This window comes from Mycobacterium terramassiliense (assembly GCF_900157385.1).
Lineage (GTDB): Bacteria > Actinomycetota > Actinomycetes > Mycobacteriales > Mycobacteriaceae > Mycobacterium > Mycobacterium terramassiliense.
The window spans coordinates 2,288,861-2,307,525 of sequence record NZ_LT717701.1 but is presented as its reverse complement, the minus strand read 5'-3'; the positions used below and the strand labels follow the sequence as shown (position 1 = coordinate 2,307,525).

Genomic DNA, 18,665 nt, shown 5'->3' with positions numbered 1-18,665 from the left:
TACCCGAAAGTCTCCACTCGCCGCGAGACTGGCGTATCCCCCATTATGCGCCCAAATGCGAAGACGCCGCGTTGATCACGGCCGAGGCGAAAACGTGTCGCGCCCTACCCGGACGCGGGCTCCCCCGCCCGCCGCAGCAACATCGCGGCGTGCTTGAGCACCGGCGAATCGACCATCTGTCCTTCGAACGCGAACACCCCGCGCTCGGACCGTGCCGCCGCCAGCACCCTGCGCGCCCAGTCCAGCTTTTCCTCGGTGGGGCGGTAGGCCTCGCGTACGACCGCGACCTGGCTGGGATGGATGCAGACGGTCGCGTCGAACCCCACGGCGACGGCGTCATGGGCCTCGGCGCGCAGGCCCTCGATGTCCTTGATGTCCAAATGCACGGCGTCGAGCGCGATGCGGTCGAACGCCGCCGCCGCGAGCAGGGTCGCCGACCGGACGTGGCGGGCGACGTCGCGGTAGGAGCCGTCGGCCAGGCGGCTGGAACTGCCGCCCAGCGTGGCGACCAGGTCCTCGGCGCCCCACATCAGGGCGGCGGTGCCCTCGGCCGCGGCGATCTCGGCGACGAACACCGCGCCGCGCGGGGTCTCGATCAGCGCGACGACGTCGCGCGGCGCGAGCGCACTCACCTGCGCGGCCGATTCGGTCTTGGAGAGCATCACGGTCGTGTACGCGGTGTCGGCCAGGGCGTCCAGGTCGCGGGCGTGCTCGTCGGTGTCCGCCGCGTTGACCCGCACCACGGTGCGCTCGGGGTCAAGCGGGGTCTCCCGCAGCGCCTTGCGGGCGGCGGGCTTGTCCGCCTCGGCCACGCCGTCCTCGAGGTCGAGGATCACCACGTCGGCGGCCGCGGCGGCCTTGGCGAAACGCTCGGGGCGGTCGGCCGGGCAAAACAGCCAGCCGGGCCCGGCGGCGCGCAGGTCCATCACGACTCCTCTGGGCCTGTTTGTGTGTCTGGCCGCTTCTGCACCAGCGTGGTCCGCACCGCGCGCGCCACCACGTCGCCGTGCTGGTTGCGGCCCGTGTGCTCGAGGGTGACGATGCCTTCGCCCGGCCGGCTCTTCGATTCGCGCTTGTCGGTGCACACGGTCTCGGCGTACAGCGTGTCGCCGTGGAAGACGGGCTTGGGGAACGACACCTCGGAGAAGCCGAGGTTGGCGACGATGGTGCCGAGCGTCAGCTGCGCCACCGACAATCCCACCAGCGTGGAAAGGGTGAACATCGAGTTCACCAGCCGCTCGCCCCGAAAGCCCGGCTGCTGCGCGGCCCACGCCGCGTCGAGGTGCAGCGACTGGGTGTTCATCGTCAGCGTGGTGAACAAGACGTTGTCGGCCTCGGTGACGGTGCGGCCGGGCCGGTGCAGGTAGGTCGTGCCGACCTCGAACTCCTCAAACCACAAGCCCCGCTGAACAATCGACTTGGCATCCGTCATGAGAGTCCCAGCGATCGCGCGATGAGCATCAGTTGCACCTCGGTGGTCCCTTCCCCAATCTCCAGGATCTTGCTGTCGCGGTAGTGGCGCGCCACCGGATACTCGTTCATGAAGCCGTAGCCTCCGTGGATCTGGGTGGCGTCGCGGGCGTTGTCCATCGCGGCCTCGGAAGAGACCATCTTCGCGATCGCCGCCTCCTTCTTGAAGGGCTTGCCCGCCAACATCTTCGCGGCGGCCTCGTAGTACGCCGTGCGGGCCACATACGCGCGGGCCTCCATCCGGGCGATCTTGAAGCTGATCGCCTGATAGGAGCCGATCGGCTGGCCGAACGACTGGCGTTCCTTGGCGTACTTGACGCTTTCGTCGACGCAGCCCTGCGCCACCCCGGTCGCCAGCGCGGCGATCGCGATGCGGCCCTCGTCCAGGATGGACAGGAAGTTCGCGTAGCCGGTCCCGCGGGCGCCCAGCAGATTCTCCTCGGGGACGCGGGCGTCGGCGAAGGTCAGCGGGTGGGTATCCGACGCGTTCCAGCCCACCTTGTTGTAGACCGGTTCGACGGTGAAACCCGGTGTGCCGCTGGGCACGATGATCGTCGAGATCTCCTTCTTGTCACCCGCGAGGCTTCCGGTGACCGCCGTGACGGTGACCAGTGAGGTGATGTCGGTGCCGGAGTTGGTGATGAATTGCTTGGTGCCGTTGATCACCCATTCGCCGTCGTCGAGGCGGGCGGTGGTGCGGGTGGCGCCCGCGTCGGAGCCGGCGCCCGGTTCGGTGAGGCCGAACCCGGCCAGGGCCCGGCCGGCGGTGAGGTCCGGCAGCCATTTCTGCTTCTGCTCCTCGGTGCCGAACCGGTAGATCGGCATCGCGCCCAGGCCGACGCCGGCCTCCAGCGTGATCGCCACCGACTGGTCGACCTTGCCGAGCTCCTCGAGCGCCAGCGCCAGCGCGAAGTAGTCGCCGCCCATGCCGCCGTACTCCTCGGGGAACGGCAGCCCGAACAGGCCCATCTCGGCCATCTTGGCGACAACCTCGTACGGGAAGCTGTGCTCCTCATCGTGTTTGGCCGACACCGGCGCGACGACGGTGCGCGCGAAGTCGGCCACCGTGTCGCGAAGGTCCTCGTATTCCTTGGGCAGCGTCCCCGCGGTAATCGATGTCGTCATGATTCGTCCTTGCTCTCTTCACTCAGCCGGGCCAGCACCTGGTCCACCGTCACCTGGTCGCCGACGGAGACCAGCACCTCCACCCGCCCCGAAACCGGTGCGGCCAGCGAATGTTCCATCTTCATCGCCTCGACGACCACCACCACGTCGCCCTCGGCGACCTCGGCGCCGGATTCGGCCTGCACGGCGATCACGTTGCCGGGCATCGGGCTGACGATCTCGGCCTGGCGCGTCCCGCTTGCGCGGTGGATCGCGTGCTCCTCGGCCTCGCGCAGGTGCCAGGCCCCGCGCTCGTCGGCGATCCACAGGTGCCGGTCGGCCTCGGCCCACCGGTATTCGCGGCGCAGCCCGTCCAGCGTCACGCTCATCCGCGCGCCGTCGAGTTCCGCACTGGCGGCGTGGATCTCACCGCCGCCGACCTGCACCCTGGCCGCGCCGGGCGGCCCCCACACCGACACCGTCTCGCTGCGCAGCGGGGTCTGCATGTCGGTGCGCACCGGTGCGGCGTCGCCGCCGACCCGCCATCCGGTCGGCGCCGCCCATAGGTTGCCTCGGGCGCGGCGGTCCAGAGCCCACTGGCGGTAGAGGCCGCCGGCGGCGAGCACGTCGTCGGGCGCCGGGGCCGGCGCGAAGTCCGCCAGCCGCTCGTCCAGCAGCGCGGTGTCCAGGTCACCCGCGCGCACGCGCTCGTCGGCGAGCAGGAACCGCAGGAATTCGAGATTGGTTTGCACGCCCAGGATCATCGTGTGCGCCAGCGCCCGATCGAGTTTCGCGAGCGCCTCGTCGCGATCGCCACCGTGGGCGATCACCTTGCTCAGCATCGGGTCGTAGTCGCTGCCGACCATCGTGCCGGGCAGCAGCGACGAGTCCACCCGCACGCCGTCACCCGACGGTTCGAACACCTGGAGCACCCGGCCGCCGGTGGGCAGGAACCCGCGTGCCGGGTCTTCGGCGTAGACGCGGGCCTCGATCGCGTGGCCGCGCAATTCGACGTCGTCCTGGGCGAATCCGAGCTTTTCACCGGCGGCGACCCGCAGCTGCCACTCGACCAGGTCCAGGCCGGTGACCGCCTCGGTGACCGGATGTTCGACCTGCAGCCGGGTGTTCATCTCCATGAAGAAGAACTCGTCGGGTCGGTCCGCGGAGACGATGAACTCCACCGTGCCGGCGCCGACGTAGTCGACGCTGCGGGCGGTGTTGCAGGCGGCGGCGCCGATCCGTGCGCGCGTCTCGGCGTCGAGCAGCGGTGAGGGCGCCTCCTCGATGACCTTCTGGTGGCGGCGCTGCAGGCTGCACTCGCGCTCGCCCAGGTGGACGACGTTGCCGTGGGTGTCGGCGAGCACCTGCACCTCGATGTGCCGGGGCCGCAAGACAAACCGCTCCAAAAACAGCGTGTCGTCACCGAATGATGAGCCGGCCTCGCGTCGGGCGCTGACGAGTGCCTCGCGCAGTCGTGCCGGGTCGTCCACCAGCCGCATGCCCTTGCCGCCGCCACCGGCCGACGGCTTGATCAACACCGGGTAGCCGACCTCGTCGGCCGCCGCGACGAGTTCGTCGTCGGTCAGCCCGGGCTTGGCCACGCCCGGCACCACCGGCACGTCGAAGGCCCCGACGGCGTTCTTGGCGGTGATCTTGTCGCCCATCACCTCGATCGCTCTTGTCGGCGGCCCCAGGAACACCACGCCGGCGCGTTCGCAGGCCGCGGCGAAATGTGCGTTCTCCGAGAGGAACCCGTAGCCCGGGTGGATCGCCTGGGCGCCGGTGCGCGTCGCGGCGTCGATGACCTTGTCGATGTCGAGGTAGCTCTCGCGCGCCGCGGCGGGGCCCAGTCGCACGGCCGTGTCGGCCTCGAGCACGTGGCGCGCGGTGGCGTCGGGGTCGCTGTAGACGGCGACCGATCGGATGCCCAGGCGGCGCAGGGTGCGGATCACCCGCACGGCGATCTCGCCGCGGTTGGCCACAAGTACGGTGTCAAACATTGCAGGTCACATCCGGAATACGCCGTAGGAGACCGGGTCCAGCGGCGCGTGGGCGCACACCGAAAGGGCCAGGCCCAGAACCGTTCTGGTATCGGCCGGGTCGATGATGCCGTCGTCCCAGAGGCGCGCCGTGGAGTAGTACGGGTTGCCCTGGTCCTCATACTGCTGGCGGATGGGCGCCTTGAACGCCTCTTCGTCTTCGCCCGACCACGGTGTGCCCGCCGCGGTCAGCTGCTCGCCGCGCACGGTCGCCAGCACCGACGCGGCCTGCTCGCCGCCCATCACCGAGATGCGGGCGTTGGGCCACATCCACAGGAAGCGCGGCGAGTACGCCCGACCGCACATCGAATAGTTGCCGGCGCCATAGGACCCGCCGATCACGATGGTCAGCTTGGGCACCCGCGCGCAGGCCACCGCCGTGACCATCTTGGCGCCGTGCTTGGCGATGCCGCCGGCCTCGTAGTCGCGGCCGACCATGAACCCGGCGATGTTCTGCAAAAACAGCAGCGGGATCTTGCGCTTGTCGCACAGCTCGATGAAATGCGCGCCCTTCAAGGCGGATTCGCTGAACAGCACGCCGTTGTTGGCGACGATGCCGATGGGATGACCGTGGATGCGCGCGAAGGCGGTCACCAGCGTCTTGCCGTAGTTGGCCTTGAATTCGCTGAATTCGCTGCCGTCGACCAGCCGCACGATCACCTCGTGCACGTCGTAGGGGACGCGCGGGTCGGGCGGCACGACGTCGTAGAGCTCGGACTGGGCATGCTTGGGCTCGATCGAGGGCTGCACCTCCCACTGGCCGGCGTCACGCGGACCGAAGGTTTCCGCGATCGAGCGGACGATGCGCAGCGCGTCCTCGTCGTCGTCGGCGAGGTGGTCGGTGACGCCGGAGACCCGCGAATGCAGGTCGCCGCCGCCGAGTTCCTCGGCCGAGACGATCTCGCCGGTGGCGGCTTTGACCAGCGGCGGGCCCCCCAGGAAGATGGTGCCCTGCTCGCGCACGATCACGGCTTCGTCGCTCATCGCCGGCACGTAGGCGCCGCCGGCCGTGCACGAGCCGAGAACGGCGGCCACCTGCGGGATTTCCTTGGCGCTCATGGTCGCCTGGTTGTAGAAGATCCGCCCGAAATGCTCGCGGTCGGGGAAGACCTCGTCCTGGCGCGGCAAAAAGGCGCCGCCGGAGTCCACCAGGTAGATGCACGGCAGCCGATTCTGCAGCGCCACCTCCTGCGCGCGCAGGTGCTTCTTGACCGTCATCGGGTAGTAAGTGCCGCCCTTGACGGTCGCGTCGTTGGCGACGACCACACACTCGCGCCCCGACACGCGACCGATTCCGGTGATGATCCCGGCCCCCGGGGACTCGTCGTCGTACATGCCGTTGGCGGCCAGCGGGGACAGCTCCAAAAACGGGCTGCCCGGGTCGAGCAGGCGATCCACCCGCTCGCGGGGCAGCAGCTTGCCGCGGCTGACGTGGCGCTCCCGGGCGCGCTCGTTTCCGCCCAATGCCGCGGCCGCCAGCTTCGCGTTCAATTCGGCGACGAGGCGCCGGTGCTGATCGGCGAACGACGGCGCGGTTTCCACGGCGGTGCTCATGCGTGCCTCCCGGTCAGCGCAAGGGGCGGTTCGGTTTTGGCCAGCACCTCGTCGACGGAGACCTCGGGGGCCGTCTCGACGAGGTGCAGGCCGTCGTCACACACGTCGATGACGGCAAGGTCGGTGATGATGCGGTCGACGCAGCCCACGCCGGTCAGCGGAAGGGTGCACCGCTCAACGACTTTCGGGCTGCCGTCCCGCGCGGTGTGCTCCATCATCACGATCACCTTACGGGCGCCGTGCACCAGGTCCATCGCGCCGCCCATGCCCTTGACCATCTTCCCCGGGATCATCCAGTTGGCCAGGTCGCCGGTGGCCGAAACCTGCATGGCCCCAAGCACCGCGACGTCGAGGTGCCCGCCGCGGATGATCCCGAACGAGGCCGAGGAGCCGAAGAACGCCGCGCCAGGCATCGTCGTAACCGTCTCCTTGCCCGCGTTGATCAGGTCCGCGTCGACGGCCTCGGCCCGCGGATATGGCCCGACACCGAGTATCCCGTTCTCCGAGTGGACGACGACGGTGACGCCGTCGGGGATGTGGTTGGGGATCAGGGTGGGCATGCCGATGCCGAGGTTGACGTATTGGCCGTCCTCGAATTCGGCGGCCACCCGGGCGGCCAGGGCCTCCCTGCTCCACGTCATTTAGCGCCGCTCCTCAGCATCGCTCCGTCCCCCGCAAGCGGGCGGTACCCCCACTGCATCGTCGTCGGCGCGCTCACGGGCGCACCGTGACCTTCTCGATCGGCTTTGCGGGATCGGGCACGTGGACCACCCGGTGCACGAACACGCCCGGGGTGTGCACCGCGGCCGGGTCGATCTCGCCGGGCTCGACGAGGTGCTCGACCTCGGCGATGGTGATCCTGCCGGCCGTCGCGCAGTCGGGATTGAAGTTGGCGGCGGCCGCCCGGTAGACGAGGTTGCCGTGCCGGTCGCCCTTCCAGGCGTGCACCAGCGCGAAGTCGGTGCGGATCGCGCGCTCGAGAACGTAGGTCACGCCGTCGAACTCGCGGGTCTCCTTCGGGGGCGACATCACCGCCACCGCACCGGCGGCGTCGTAGCGCCACGGCAGCCCGCCGTCGGCCACCGGCGTGCCGACCCCCGCGGGCGTGTAGAACGCCGGGATCCCCGCGCCCCCGGCGCGCAGCCGCTCCGCCAGCGTGCCCTGCGGGGTGAGCTCCACCTCGAGTTCACCGGCGAGGAACTGGCGGGCGAATTCCTTGTTGTCACCGACGTACGACGCGACGGCCCGGCGAATTCGCTTGTGGTGCAACAGGGCTTCCAGCCCGACACCGTAGCCGCCGCAGTTGTTGGACACCGTCTCGAGATCGCGGACGCCGCTGTCGACCAGCGCCGCGATCAGCGCTTCGGGGATGCCGCAAAACCCGAATCCCCCGACCGCCAAAGACGAGCCGTCGGTTATGTCGGCGACCGCATCGGCGGCTGTCGCCACCACCTTGTCCATCGCCGCAGCAGCCTCCAATTTCAGTTAATCTTCATTAACTGGGCTGAGGATACCACCGGCTACGCCACCGAGTCCAGGGCGGCCGGCGGCGCTCAGTCCTGGTCACGCAGGTACTCGATCGCCTGCGCCCGCATCTCGGTCTTGCGGACCTTGCCGGTGACCGTCATCGGGAATTCGTCGACGATGCGCAGGTAGCGCGGAACCTTGAAGTGCGCGATCCGCCCGGCGCAGAACTCCCGCAGGTCCTCGAGGGTCAGCGCCGGCGACGCGTCGCGCAGCATGACCACCGCCATGACCTCCTCGCCGTAGCGCGCGTCGGGTACCCCGACCACGTGGGCGTCGACGATATCGGGATGGGTGTGCAGGAACTCCTCGATCTCGCGCGGGGAGATGTTCTCGCCGCCGCGGACGATCAGGTCCTTGATCCGGCCGGTGATCTGGACGTAGCCGCACTCGTCCATGACGGCCAGATCGCCGGTGTGCATCCAGCCGTCGGCGTCGATGACCTCGGCCGTCCGCTCGGGGTCGTTCCAATAGCCGGCCATCACCGAGTAGCCCCGCGTGCAGAACTCTCCGGCCACCCCGCGCGGCACGGTCCGCCCGCCCGCCGGGTCCACCACCTTGACCTCGAGATGCGGGCCCGCCCTGCCGACGGTGCCGACGCGCCGCGCCACCGGGTCGTCGCTGCGCGTCTGGGTGGACACCGGGCTGGTTTCCGTCATGCCGTAACAGATCGAGACGCCCGGCATGTGCATGCGCTCGATCACCTTGCGCATCACCTCGACCGGGCACGGCGAGCCGGCCATGATGCCGGTGCGCAGGCTGCCCAGGTCGTAGTCGTCGAATTCGGGCAGGGCGAGCTCGGCGATGAACATCGTCGGGACGCCGTAGAGGCTGGTGCACCGTTCGGCCTGCACCGCGCGCAGGGTGGCGGCGGCGTCGAAGCCGGGCGCCGGGATCACCATGCAGGCGCCGTGACTGGTGGCCGCCAGGTTGCCCATCACCATGCCGAAGCAGTGATAGAAGGGCACCGGGATACAGATCCGATCGCGCTCGGTGTACTCGAGCAGCTCGCCCACCAGGTAGCCATTGTTGAGGATGTTGCGATGGCTCAGCGTCGCCGCCTTCGGGTATCCCGTTGTGCCCGAGGTGTATTGGATGTTGACCGGATCGCGCCGATCCAGCGTCGCCGCGATCTGCGCCAGCGCCACGGGGTCGGCCTCGGCGCCGGCGAGCTCCTCCCAGCGGTCGCCGTCCAGGAGCACCACGTCGCGCAACTCGGGGCAGCGCGGCGCCGCCTCGTCCAGCAAGGCGGCATAGTCCGCGTCCTTGAACCGCCGGGCCGCGATCACCATCGCGACACCGGATTGCGTTAGCGCATACTCCAATTCGCGCGCCCGGTAGGCGGGGTTGAGGCTCACCAGGATGGCGCCGATCTCCGCGGTCGCGTACTGGACGAGCGCCCACTCCCAGCGGTTGGGCGCCCAGACGCCGACCCGGTCTCCGACCCCGATCCCGGCTCGCACCAATCCCGTCGCCAGCCGCCGCACGGCGACCAGCAGTTCCGCGTAATTCCAGCGTCGCCCGGCGACGACGTCGACGAGGGCGTCGCGCTGCGCGTGCATCGCGGCCGTGGCCGCCAGGTTGGCCCCGATCGTCGTCTCGAGCAGCCGGGGCTCGCTCGGACCCCGCTCGTACGAAAGGTTTGCCACGGCGCCTCCGGCTGGTTCGCTTAACAACCTAGACCACGAACAACCCCGTGCTAAGTTAGTGGCGATTAACCGAACGGGCGAGATGGAGGGCGGTCATGACCACGTCCGCACCAGAGCCCGACCCCCCAAATCGCCGCAGCCGATTGAAGTCCGACCGGCGCCTGCAACTCCTGGCGGCCGCCGAGCGCCTGTTCGCCGAGCGCGGTTTCCTCGCGGTGCGCCTGGAAGACATCGGCGCCGCCGCGGGGGTCAGCGGTCCGGCGATCTATCGCCACTTCCCCAACAAGGAGTCGATGCTGGTCGAGTTGCTCGTCGGGATCAGCACCCGGCTGCTCGCCGGCGCCCGCAACGCGCGGGCCCGCAACGCAGATGCGGCCGCCGCGCTGGACGAGCTGATCGACTTCCACCTCGACTTCGCGCTGGGCGAACCCGACCTGATCCGCATCCAGGACCGCGACCTGGCGCACCTGCCCGAGTCGGCCGCGAAGCAGGTGCGCAAGGCGCAGCGCCAATACGTCGAGGTCTGGGTGGGTGTGCTGCGCGAGCTCAATCCCAAGCTGGCCGAAGCCGACGCCCGGCTGACGGCCCACGCGATATTCGGGTTGCTCAACTCGACGCCGCACAGCCTGAAGTCCCCCGACGATTCGCGCGCCAAGCCCGCCGGTGCGGCGCGATCACGTGCCGTCATGCGGGCGATGACGGTTGCCGCGCTACGGGCCGGCAATCAGTGCCCCTGAGTCGCGTCCCTTCAGGTGAGCCCCGCTCAGCCGCCCGGTTTAGGTACCCTTGCAACCCATGAGGTGGACATGAACGATCCACGTCGAACCGAGCGGTTTAGTCCCCCTCTACCGGGATCGGGACCGCGCGGGCCGCAGGGTTTGCCCTATCCGCCGCCCGCCGACCCCGCGTACGCCGACCAGGCCGGACCTTATGCACCCACCTACGGCGGATACAGCCCGCAGTGGGCGTCCAATGTCAACGACACCAAGCAGCTTCCGCCGTACTGGCAGCAGGAGCTGCCCCCGTCGGGCGAAGCGCCGATCGAGGGCCTGACCCCGCCGCCGCCCGGCGGCCCGAAGTCACCGCGCTGGCTGTGGTTGGGCGCCGGGGCCGCGGTGCTTCTGGTCGTCGCGCTGGTGATCGCACTGATCCTGGCCAACGACGCGATCAAGAACCAGACCGCCGTCCCGCCGCTGCCCGCGATGCCCGGGTCGAGCGAGGAGCAGACCCCGACGCCGACCCCGTCGACGCGGACGTCGCCGCCGTCGCGCACCCTCCGGCCGTTGCCGCCGCCGACCGCGTCGGGCCCGCCCACCGAGACGACCGGCCCGGGTGTGATGCAAGACGTTGTCTACAGCGTCACCGGGGAAGGCCGGGCCATCAGCGTCGTCTACATCGGCACCGGCGACGTCGTGCAGACCGAGTTCAACGTCGTGCTGCCCTGGACCAAAGAGGTCAGCCTGTCGAAGTCGGCGCTGCACCCGGCCAACGTCACGGTCGTCAACTTCGGCCACAACGTCACGTGTTCGGTGACCGTCGACGGGGTGCAGCTGAGCCAGCGGTCCGGGGCCGGACTGACGATCTGCGACGCGCGGGGTTCGTGACGATCGCGGGGAGGGCTGAGTAGCCCGCCGCGCCGAGCGTGCACGTACGGCGGAAAACCGGTCGAAACCTCGCCGTGAGAGCACGTTGGGCGACTTGACGTCTCCCGGTACTAGGCCTGCGCGGGCTGTTCGGCGCGCGCCGGCACGCGAACCACCAGCATCGCCAGCAGTCCGGCGATCAACACGAGGCAGATCCCGCCGATGCCGGCGCGCACGGTGCCGAACGCGTCGACGAAGACGGAGAACAGCCATGGCGCCACGAACGCGACGGCCCGACCCGTCATCGTGTAGAGGCCGAACGCGACCCCCTCCCCGCCATCCTTCGCCAACTGCAGCAGCAGGGCGCGCGACGACGCGAGCGATGGGCCGACGAACACCGCCAACAGCAGCCCACACGCCCAGAAGGCATGCGCACCGGACACCGCCATCAACGTGACCGACACGGCGACCAGCGCGACCAGCGACCCCACGATGACCGGTTTGGAGCCGATCCGGTGGTCGACGAACCCGCCGATGACGGCGCCCAGCGCGGCCACCACGCTCGCCGCCACGCCGAACACCACCACATCGCCCTGGGAAAGCCCGTACACGTTGACGCCGAGCACGGCGCCGAAGCCGAAGATGGCGGCCAGCCCGTCCCGGAACAGCGCGCTGGCCCCCAGGAAGTAGACCAGGTTGCGGTTGCGGCGCCATTCCGCGCTCACCTCAGCCCACAGCTTGCGATAACCGCCCAGCATGCTCACCGGGGGCGACGTCTCGCCGGAGCCCGGCAGCCGGTGCGCGACAAACAGCAACGGCAGCGCCAGCACGGCGAACCATGCCGCGGTCAGCAGCATCGCCGTCCGAACGTAGAGCCCGTCGTGAACGGGCACGTGCAGCAGCCCGCGCACCGGGCCGGTGCCGGAGATGAAACCGAAATAGACCAGGAGCAGCAGGACCACGCTGCCGGTAAACCCGGCGGCCGCGCCCAGGCCGGAGATGCGCCCGGCCGTCTGCGGCGTCGAGACCTGACGCAGCATGGCGTTGTAGGGAACACCGGCGAGATCGCCGCACGCGGCCGTGGCCGACAGCAGCACCAGGCCCGCCCACAGATAGCTGGGATCGTCGCGGATCAGGAACATCGCGCTGGTCGACGCGACCGCGAGACCGCTCAGGATCGTCAACACCACCCGCCGGCGGTGCGGGGCTTCCACCCACACCCCGACGACCGGCGCCAAGACCGCGATGGTCAACCCCGCGACCGCGAGCGAGCGACCGAGCCAACTCGCGGGCGACGTACCACCGGACATTCCCGCCCCCACGGTGCCGGTCAGGTAGACGGAGAAGACGAACGTCGCCACGATGGCGTTCATCCCAAGCGAGCCGCAGTCCCACAGCGCCCACGCCGCCACCTGCGACGGCACCAGTGTGGCCGGACGCTGACTCATGCCCCGCACTGTATAAGTGCGGCGCCTGTCTACCATTGGCCGCATGCCGGTACCAGCTCCCAGTCCCGACGCGCGCGCCGTCGTCACCGGGGCTTCGCAAAACATCGGCGCGGCGCTGGCCACCGAACTGGCCGCGCGCGGGCACAGCCTGATCGTCACCGCGCGGCGCGAAGAGCTGCTCAACGACCTGGCCGCGCGGCTGACCGAGGAGTACGGGGTGGCCGTCGACGTGCGGCCGGCCGACCTGGCCGATCCCGCCGAACGGGCCAAACTCTGCGACGAATTGGCCGCCCGCCCCATCTCGATCCTGTGCGCCAACGCCGGCACCGCGACGTTCGGTCCGGTCGCGGGCCTCGACCCGGCGGGCGAAAAGGCCCAGGTGCAGCTGAATGCCGTTGCGGTGCACGACCTTACGCTGGCGGTGCTGCCGGGCATGGTCGAGCGGAAGGCCGGCGGCATCCTGATTTCCGGCTCGGCGGCCGGCAATTCGCCGATCCCCTACAACGCCACCTACGCGGCCACCAAGGCGTTCGCCAACACCTTCAGCGAGTCGTTGCGCGGTGAGCTGCGCGGCTCGGGAGTGCACGTCACGCTGCTGGCGCCGGGCCCGGTGCGCACCGATCTGCCCGATGACGCCGAACGGTCCCTGGTCGAAAAGCTGGTCCCGGACTTCCTGTGGATCTCGACCGAGCACACCGCCCGCGTATCGCTGGATGCGTTGGAGCGCAACAAGATGCGTATCGTCCCGGGTCTGACGTCGAAGGCCATGTCGGTGGCCAGCGGGTACGCGCCGCGCGCCATCGTCGCGCCAATCGTGGGCAGCTTCTACAAGAAGCTCGGCGGCGGGTAGGCGTTACTTCCGGCGACCACGGCCGCCACCGCCGAACTTGGCCTTGATAATTTCGCGTATCCCCATGTTTACGGCGCTTTGCACCTCACGATCGTGCCACAGCCTTTCTAACAAGCTTGGCCCCTTCGGCTCGGCCGGCTCAGCCGGCGCCGGCATCGGCGGGGGCACCGAGTCCGCCGGCACCGGCGGATAGTCCGACTGGGCCTGCGGAGCTGGCGGGGCGGCCGGGGGCTGCGCCGGTTGTTCGATCGTTTGGCCGTACTTCGCCTGCAGCGGACTGGCTTTGGCCGCGGCGGTGATCGCGTCGGTGCCAATCGAGGCCATCAGCGATCGCGGCACGCGCATGCGGGTCCACGCGACGGGCGTCGGTGCGCCCTTTTCGGACAGCACGGTGACGACGGCCTCACCGATCCCCAGCGAGGTCAGCGCCGACTCCAGGTCGTACACATCGGTTTTGGGGTAGGTGCGGACGGTCTTGGACAGCGCGGCCTGGTCGTCGGGCGTGAAGGCCCGCAGCGCGTGCTGGATGCGCGCGCCCAGCTGGGACAGCACGTCGTTGGGGATGTCCGTGGGCAGTTGCGTGCAGAAGAACACCCCGACGCCCTTGGAGCGGATCAGCTTGACGGTCTGCTCGACCTGCTCGAGGAAGGCCTTGGACGCGTCGGCGAACAACAGGTGCGCCTCGTCGAAAAAGAAGACCAGCTTGGGCCTGTCGACGTCGCCGACCTCGGGCAGTTTGGCGTACAGGTCGGCCAGCAGCCACATCAGGAAGGTCGAGAAGATGACGGGACGCACCGACTGGCCGCTGAACTCGAGCAGCGAGATGATGCCGTGCCCGTCGTCGACGCGCAGCAGATCCTGGGGATCGAGCTTCGGCTCGCCGAAAAACGTGTCGCCGCCTTCGCCGGCAAGGTTGACCAGCGCCCGCAAGATCACCCCGGCCGTCGTCGACGAAACACCGCCCAGGTCTTTGAGATCGGCCTTGCCCTCGTCGCCGGCCAGGTGGCTGATGACGCCGCGCAGATCGCCCAGGGTGACCAGCGGACGCCCGGCCTGCTGGGCCCAATGGAAGATCAGCCCCAGCGTCGACTCCTGGGTGGCGTTGAGCCCCAACACCTTCGACAACAGGACGGGGCCGAAGCTGGCCACGGTCGCGCGCACCGGCACGCCCACTCCCCCGGTGCCCAGAGACAGGAACTCCACCGGAAACCCGGTCGCCTCCCAGTTGTCGCCGGTGTCCTTCGCGCGCCCGGCGGTCTTGTCGTTGGCCTCGCCGGGACGGGCCAGACCGGACAGGTCGCCCTTCACGTCGGCCATCAACACCGCCACGCCCGCGGCGCTGAGCTGTTCGGCGATCAGCTGCAGCGTCTTGGTCTTGCCGGTGCCGGTCGCCCCGGCCACCAGGCCGTGCCGGTTGACGGTCGCCAGCGGGATGCGGATCTGCGCGCTCGGGTCCGCCACGCCGTCGACGACGACCGTGCCCAATTCCAGCGCCTGGCCTTCGACGGCGTAGCCGTTCGCGATTCGCTGTGCGGGTGTCGCCGCCGATTCGGTGGTCATCGCGCTCGCCCCTCTTCCCCAGTCGCAACGCTCACACTACTTCCCCAGGCCACGCGGGGGCAGGGCTCGCACAGGCCGGACGCCCGCATACGCTGAGCGCTGTGCGCGACGAATTGGTGTGGATCGACTGCGAGATGACCGGGCTCGATCTGAGCTTGGACAAGCTGATCGAGATCGCGGTCCTGGTCACCGACGCCGAGCTGAACGTGCTCGGCGACGGGGTGGACGTGGTGATCCACGCCGACGACGCCGCGCTGTCGTCGATGATCGAGGTGGTCACCGAAATGCACTCGCGCTCGGGGCTGATCGATGAGGTCAAGGCCTCCACCGTCGACCTGGCGACCGCCGAGGCGATGGTCCTGGACTACATCACCACGCACGTGAAGCAGCCCAAGACCGCGCCGCTGGCGGGCAACTCGATCGCCACCGACCGGTCTTTCATCACCCGCGACATGCCAAAGCTGGACTCCTACCTGCACTACCGGATGATCGACGTCAGCTCGATCAAGGAACTCTGCCGGCGCTGGTACCCCCGCATCTACTACGGCCAGCCCACCAAGGGGCTCACCCACCGGGCGCTTGCCGACATCCACGAATCCATCCGCGAACTGCAGTACTACCGGCGGACCGCGTTCGTGCCGCCGCCGGGTCCGTCCACCAGCGAAATCGAGATCGTGGTCGCCGATCTTCAAGGCCCACACAACGCAACCGGAACTATCGATTCGGACACCGAGCCACCCACCGGCTAGTATCGGTGGTCGCCGCTCGTTGGCCCAGTGATGGATACCGGCTCGCGGCAATGGTGGCTGTAGTTCAGCTGGTAGAGCACCAGGTTGTGATCCTGGATGTCGCGGGTTCGAGCCCCGTCAGCCACCCCAGCAGGTCAGGGGGCATTTTCGCCCTCTGGCCTTTTTCTTTCCTCGGACCCCTTGCACCCTTAACGCGCCCTTCGCGGGTTTTCGGCGCGCGGCATGTCGCCCATGACGGCGGCTAACGCCCAATCAATAGATAGGAGAATAGGAATGGAATCCCGCTGCTACGGCTCCGCACTCACTGTTGACAGCCAACACGGCTGCGCCCGCTGCCCGTTCTGCGGCGATCAGGTCGAAACGATCTGTGGCGTGATTGTTGAGCACTGCCCGGAGGCGTGGACATGCCCGTGCGGCGCCGAGCTTGCCGGCGCCAAGGCGATGCTTAGCCATATGGACGCCACGTGTAGGGAGTGGTCGGCGTCGGGTACTTACTTATGTAACTAGGGTTTGCGCACCACACAACGTCCGGACAGGGCGCGGAACGGCCTCGTGGCTAAACGCCTGCGGGTGTCAACGGTCATGTAGTTCTCCCCACTGACGGTCAGGAGATCTCCTCGCTGGTGGCCACGAGTACTCCCCACGGACGGACGTGGGATCTCCCCGGTTGATCAGTTGGGTAGCGGCGCCACCCCCTTGCCGGTGGTGGCTTGGGCGAGCCTGAACGATTGGCCTTCGGTGACGCAGACGTGGGCGTGGTGTAACAGCCGGTCGACGGTGGCGGTGGCCAGGGTCTTGGGCATGAGTTCGTCGAAGCCGGCCGGGTGCAGATTGGATGACACTGCCAGCGAACGGGTTTCGTAGCAGGCGTCGACAAGCCGATAGAACCCTTCGGCGGCGTCCTCGCCGACGGGCAGCATGCCAATGTCATCAAGAATGATCAGATCGACTCGGGTGATGCGGCGGACCGCTTTGGTGATGGAGTCATCGGCGCGGTGACGGCGTACCAGGGCGCCGAGGTCGTCGATGGAAAACCAGGCCACGGTGCGTCCGGTGTCGATGGCCAGCTGTCCCAGGGCCTCGCAGAAGTGGCTCTTGCCGGTGCCGCTGGGACCACAGACGCAAAGGTTCTCGCGCCGGTCGACCCATTCCATGCCGCGCAGGGCTTGCTGGGTGGGTGCGGGGATGGAGCAGCGGGTTTCATCCCAAACGGCGAAGGTCTTGCCGGCCGGGAAGTTCGCCCGCGCTCGCCGCAGCCGTAGGGTGGCTTCGTCGCGGCCGGTGATCTCCTCACAAAGCAGTACGCGCAGCACCTCGGCGGGGTCCCAGCGTTGAGCTCGGGCGGTGGGCACCACGTCGGCAATGGCTTTGCGCAGGTAGGGCATCCGCAGGCGGCGGGTTAACGCGATCACCTCCTCGAGGGTCTGGGTGGCGGGCCCGGCGACACCGGATCCGACCGTCACTGCCGGTTTTTTGGTTGCGGTCACTTTTCACCGCCGGGATTGGTCGCGCCGAACCCCGACCAGCCGGCGGTGCCGGGTTGCAGGCTGTGGGTTTCGGTGGCCCGGGTCGGCGGGCCGTTGGGCCCGTGCTGCTGGTGGGTCAAGATCGCGGCCAGATCCGCATCGGCGAATCGGCCGGCCAACGCCGCGGTGCCCAACGCTTGATCGACGGCAACCGAGCCGTGCAGTTTGGCGAACGCCACCGCTTCGGCCATCTTCGAGCGCACCCGAGCCGCGCCGGACGCAGCGGCCTCGGTCAGCCACGCGGCCGCGCCGTCACCGATAGCCAGAAACGCGGCCTCGGCCGGGTTGGCCGCGCGTGGGGTGCGGTCCCCGGGCAGCGCGCGGCCTCCGGGATGGTCACTGGGGTAATGCTCGTCGCGGATCTGGGGTCGCCCACGTTGCCCGCGCCCGTGGCGGGCGATCTCGACCGGGCCCGCTTCATCGATGACGGTGACTACCAATTCCTCACCGCACCAGCGCACCCAGACCCGCTCATCGATGTGGTGGTGCGGCACCGAATAGCGCACTCCCTCCACGCTGATCGTGGAGTCCCAGCCCACCCGGCGGGTCAGGCCGAACGCAATGGCCACCGGTTGGGCGGGCAGCACATGCAGCCGTGCACGTTCCTCGACCAACAGCTCAGCGGGGACCTGACCGGTCACCCGATGCGGCCGGGCATTGACCTGCTCACAGAAGTCACGACAGGCCTGGGCCAGCTCAGCGAAGGTGGCGTAGGCATCAAGCAGATTAGCCTCGGTGGGCACCAGATCGGCTTTGGCGATGCGCACGGTGGCCTCCGCACCGCCCTTGGACTGAGGGTCAGCCGGCACACAGGTGCGGATCGTCATCCCGTAATGCCGACCCGCGGCCACCACGTCGGGATGCCGAATCGGTACCCGGGCAACATGTTCGACAGTGACCGTCTTCTCGTTGTCAGTCAACGCATACGTCGGTGCCCCACCGATCACCCGCAGCGTGGCGTCCAAACAGCCCAGCAGGGTCGGCAGGGTGCGATCCCAGGTGGGCAGCACCACCCGAAACCGTGACCAGGCCAGCCAGGCGCAGAACAACAACGTGGGCCGACCGGCGACGGTGGGCCCTTGGCCCCAGTCGAACTGCAGCCATAACCCCGGCTCAGCCACCCACGGCCGAAACACCCTGCGATGACCCGACCGCCACGACTTCTTCGCCGCCGCCACCGCTCGCCGGGTGGTGCGCTCCGAGCCGCCGAAGCCCATCGCAACCAGCTTGTCGTGCGCGACGTCGGCGCGGATCAACCCCTGCGAATGGTCCACCCACTCCTCGATCTTGTCCAGGAACGGATCAATGGCCATCGCCCGCCGCGGCCGCTCCTCCGGGCTGAGCCCGGCATCGCGCAACGCCACGTAGTGAGCCACCGTCTTGTGATCACAGCCAGCCAACGCCGCCGCCGCTCGTAATCCGCCGGTCAAATCAAACGCCTCCAAAATCTCCATGATCTCCTCACTGCTCTTCACTTACTGGCCTTCCGCCCTGGACACATTCGGTCCAGAACAGCCAGCCCGACACCGCCGCCGACAACCGGCAGCGACACGACCGCAATGGGGAAATCCGTGGCCGTCAGTGGGGAGAATTCATGACCGCCAGCGGG

16 protein-coding genes, 1 tRNA gene and 1 pseudogene are annotated in these 18,665 nt (G+C 68.9%); 5 read left to right on the top strand and 13 right to left on the bottom strand.

Annotated features, from left to right (window positions below):
* Nucleotides 1-104 precede the first annotated feature (104 nt).
* The 9 genes and pseudogenes from MTAB308_RS25635 to MTAB308_RS25600 all read right to left on the bottom strand — a co-directional run bounded on the left by MTAB308_RS25635 (nucleotide 105) and on the right by MTAB308_RS25600 (nucleotide 9,340).
* Entirely contained in the window at nucleotides 105-926 is an 822-nt protein-coding gene (locus MTAB308_RS25635; protein WP_077103315.1) for an HpcH/HpaI aldolase/citrate lyase family protein, read from the bottom strand.
* The gene (locus tag MTAB308_RS25630) at nucleotides 926-1,432 is read right to left on the bottom strand and encodes a MaoC family dehydratase (RefSeq protein ID WP_077103313.1); all 507 of its coding nucleotides are present in this window, start codon (nucleotides 1,430-1,432) and stop codon (nucleotides 926-928) included. Before MTAB308_RS25630 ends, MTAB308_RS25635 begins: the two co-directional genes overlap by 1 nt.
* The gene (locus tag MTAB308_RS25625; RefSeq protein WP_077103311.1) at nucleotides 1,429-2,595 is read right to left on the bottom strand and encodes an acyl-CoA dehydrogenase family protein; all 1,167 of its coding nucleotides are present in this window, start codon (nucleotides 2,593-2,595) and stop codon (nucleotides 1,429-1,431) included. Before MTAB308_RS25625 ends, MTAB308_RS25630 begins: the two co-directional genes overlap by 4 nt.
* Complete coding sequence (locus tag MTAB308_RS25620; protein ID WP_077103309.1) at nucleotides 2,592-4,574, bottom strand: acetyl/propionyl/methylcrotonyl-CoA carboxylase subunit alpha; 1,983 nt, start codon at nucleotides 4,572-4,574, stop codon at nucleotides 2,592-2,594. Before MTAB308_RS25620 ends, MTAB308_RS25625 begins: the two co-directional genes overlap by 4 nt.
* A 6-nt stretch (nucleotides 4,575-4,580) precedes the next feature.
* Nucleotides 4,581-6,167 (bottom strand): carboxyl transferase domain-containing protein, encoded by a 1,587-nt coding sequence (locus tag MTAB308_RS25615; RefSeq protein WP_077103307.1) that lies wholly within the window; start codon nucleotides 6,165-6,167, stop codon nucleotides 4,581-4,583.
* Nucleotides 6,164-6,808 carry a 3-oxoacid CoA-transferase subunit B gene (locus tag MTAB308_RS25610; RefSeq protein ID WP_077103305.1) on the bottom strand — a complete coding sequence of 215 codons (645 nt, stop codon included), beginning with the start codon at nucleotides 6,806-6,808 and terminating at the stop codon, nucleotides 6,164-6,166. The genes MTAB308_RS25615 and MTAB308_RS25610 overlap by 4 nt, the downstream gene beginning before the upstream one ends.
* Nucleotides 6,809-6,880 (bottom strand): annotated as a pseudogene (locus MTAB308_RS30680) (16S rRNA (guanine(966)-N(2))-methyltransferase RsmD); the annotation flags it as partial.
* Between the two features lies 1 nt (nucleotide 6,881).
* A complete protein-coding gene (locus tag MTAB308_RS25605; RefSeq protein WP_077103303.1) occupies nucleotides 6,882-7,628 on the bottom strand; it encodes a CoA transferase subunit A in 747 nt (248 codons plus the stop codon).
* A 92-nt stretch (nucleotides 7,629-7,720) separates the two neighbouring features.
* Complete coding sequence (locus MTAB308_RS25600; protein WP_077103301.1) at nucleotides 7,721-9,340, bottom strand: AMP-binding protein; 1,620 nt, start codon at nucleotides 9,338-9,340, stop codon at nucleotides 7,721-7,723.
* Between the two features lie 95 nt (nucleotides 9,341-9,435).
* Here MTAB308_RS25600 and MTAB308_RS25595 point away from each other — a divergent pair, with 95 nt between their 5' ends.
* Both MTAB308_RS25595 and MTAB308_RS25590 read left to right on the top strand, forming a co-directional pair.
* Nucleotides 9,436-10,077, top strand: a complete 642-nt coding sequence (locus MTAB308_RS25595; RefSeq protein ID WP_077103299.1) for an SACE_7040 family transcriptional regulator — start codon at nucleotides 9,436-9,438, stop codon at nucleotides 10,075-10,077.
* Nucleotides 10,078-10,146: 69 nt separating this feature from the next.
* Nucleotides 10,147-10,944 carry an MmpS family transport accessory protein gene (locus tag MTAB308_RS25590; protein WP_077103297.1) on the top strand — a complete coding sequence of 266 codons (798 nt, stop codon included), beginning with the start codon at nucleotides 10,147-10,149 and terminating at the stop codon, nucleotides 10,942-10,944.
* A gap of 110 nt (nucleotides 10,945-11,054) precedes the next feature.
* Here MTAB308_RS25590 and MTAB308_RS25585 read toward each other — a convergent pair whose 3' ends face one another.
* Complete coding sequence (locus MTAB308_RS25585; RefSeq protein ID WP_077103295.1) at nucleotides 11,055-12,371, bottom strand: MFS transporter; 1,317 nt, start codon at nucleotides 12,369-12,371, stop codon at nucleotides 11,055-11,057.
* 43 nt (nucleotides 12,372-12,414) lie between these two features.
* Here MTAB308_RS25585 and cmrA point away from each other — a divergent pair, with 43 nt between their 5' ends.
* A complete protein-coding gene (gene cmrA, locus MTAB308_RS25580) occupies nucleotides 12,415-13,221 on the top strand; it encodes a mycolate reductase (RefSeq protein WP_077103293.1) in 807 nt (268 codons plus the stop codon).
* A 3-nt stretch (nucleotides 13,222-13,224) separates the two neighbouring features.
* On the opposite strand, the gene MTAB308_RS25575 is transcribed toward cmrA, so the two are convergent.
* On the bottom strand, nucleotides 13,225-14,781 hold the full coding sequence (locus MTAB308_RS25575) for a helicase HerA-like domain-containing protein (protein ID WP_077103291.1): 1,557 nt from the start codon (nucleotides 14,779-14,781) through the stop codon (nucleotides 13,225-13,227).
* 101 nt (nucleotides 14,782-14,882) lie between these two features.
* On the opposite strand from MTAB308_RS25575, the gene orn reads away from it, so the two are divergent.
* Nucleotides 14,883-15,530, top strand: a complete 648-nt coding sequence (gene orn, locus MTAB308_RS25570; protein WP_077103289.1) for an oligoribonuclease — start codon at nucleotides 14,883-14,885, stop codon at nucleotides 15,528-15,530.
* 53 nt (nucleotides 15,531-15,583) lie between these two features.
* Nucleotides 15,584-15,659 (top strand) — tRNA-His (locus tag MTAB308_RS25565).
* Nucleotides 15,660-16,201: 542 nt separating this feature from the next.
* Here MTAB308_RS25565 and MTAB308_RS25560 read toward each other — a convergent pair.
* Together MTAB308_RS25560 and istA are read right to left on the bottom strand one after the other, a co-directional pair.
* Nucleotides 16,202-16,915, bottom strand: a complete 714-nt coding sequence (locus tag MTAB308_RS25560; RefSeq protein ID WP_083746431.1) for an ATP-binding protein — start codon at nucleotides 16,913-16,915, stop codon at nucleotides 16,202-16,204.
* Between the two features lie 98 nt (nucleotides 16,916-17,013).
* Nucleotides 17,014-18,531, bottom strand: coding sequence for an IS21 family transposase (gene istA, locus MTAB308_RS25555; protein WP_077097808.1), 1,518 nt, complete (start codon nucleotides 18,529-18,531; stop codon nucleotides 17,014-17,016).
* Nucleotides 18,532-18,665: the final 134 nt, after the last annotated feature.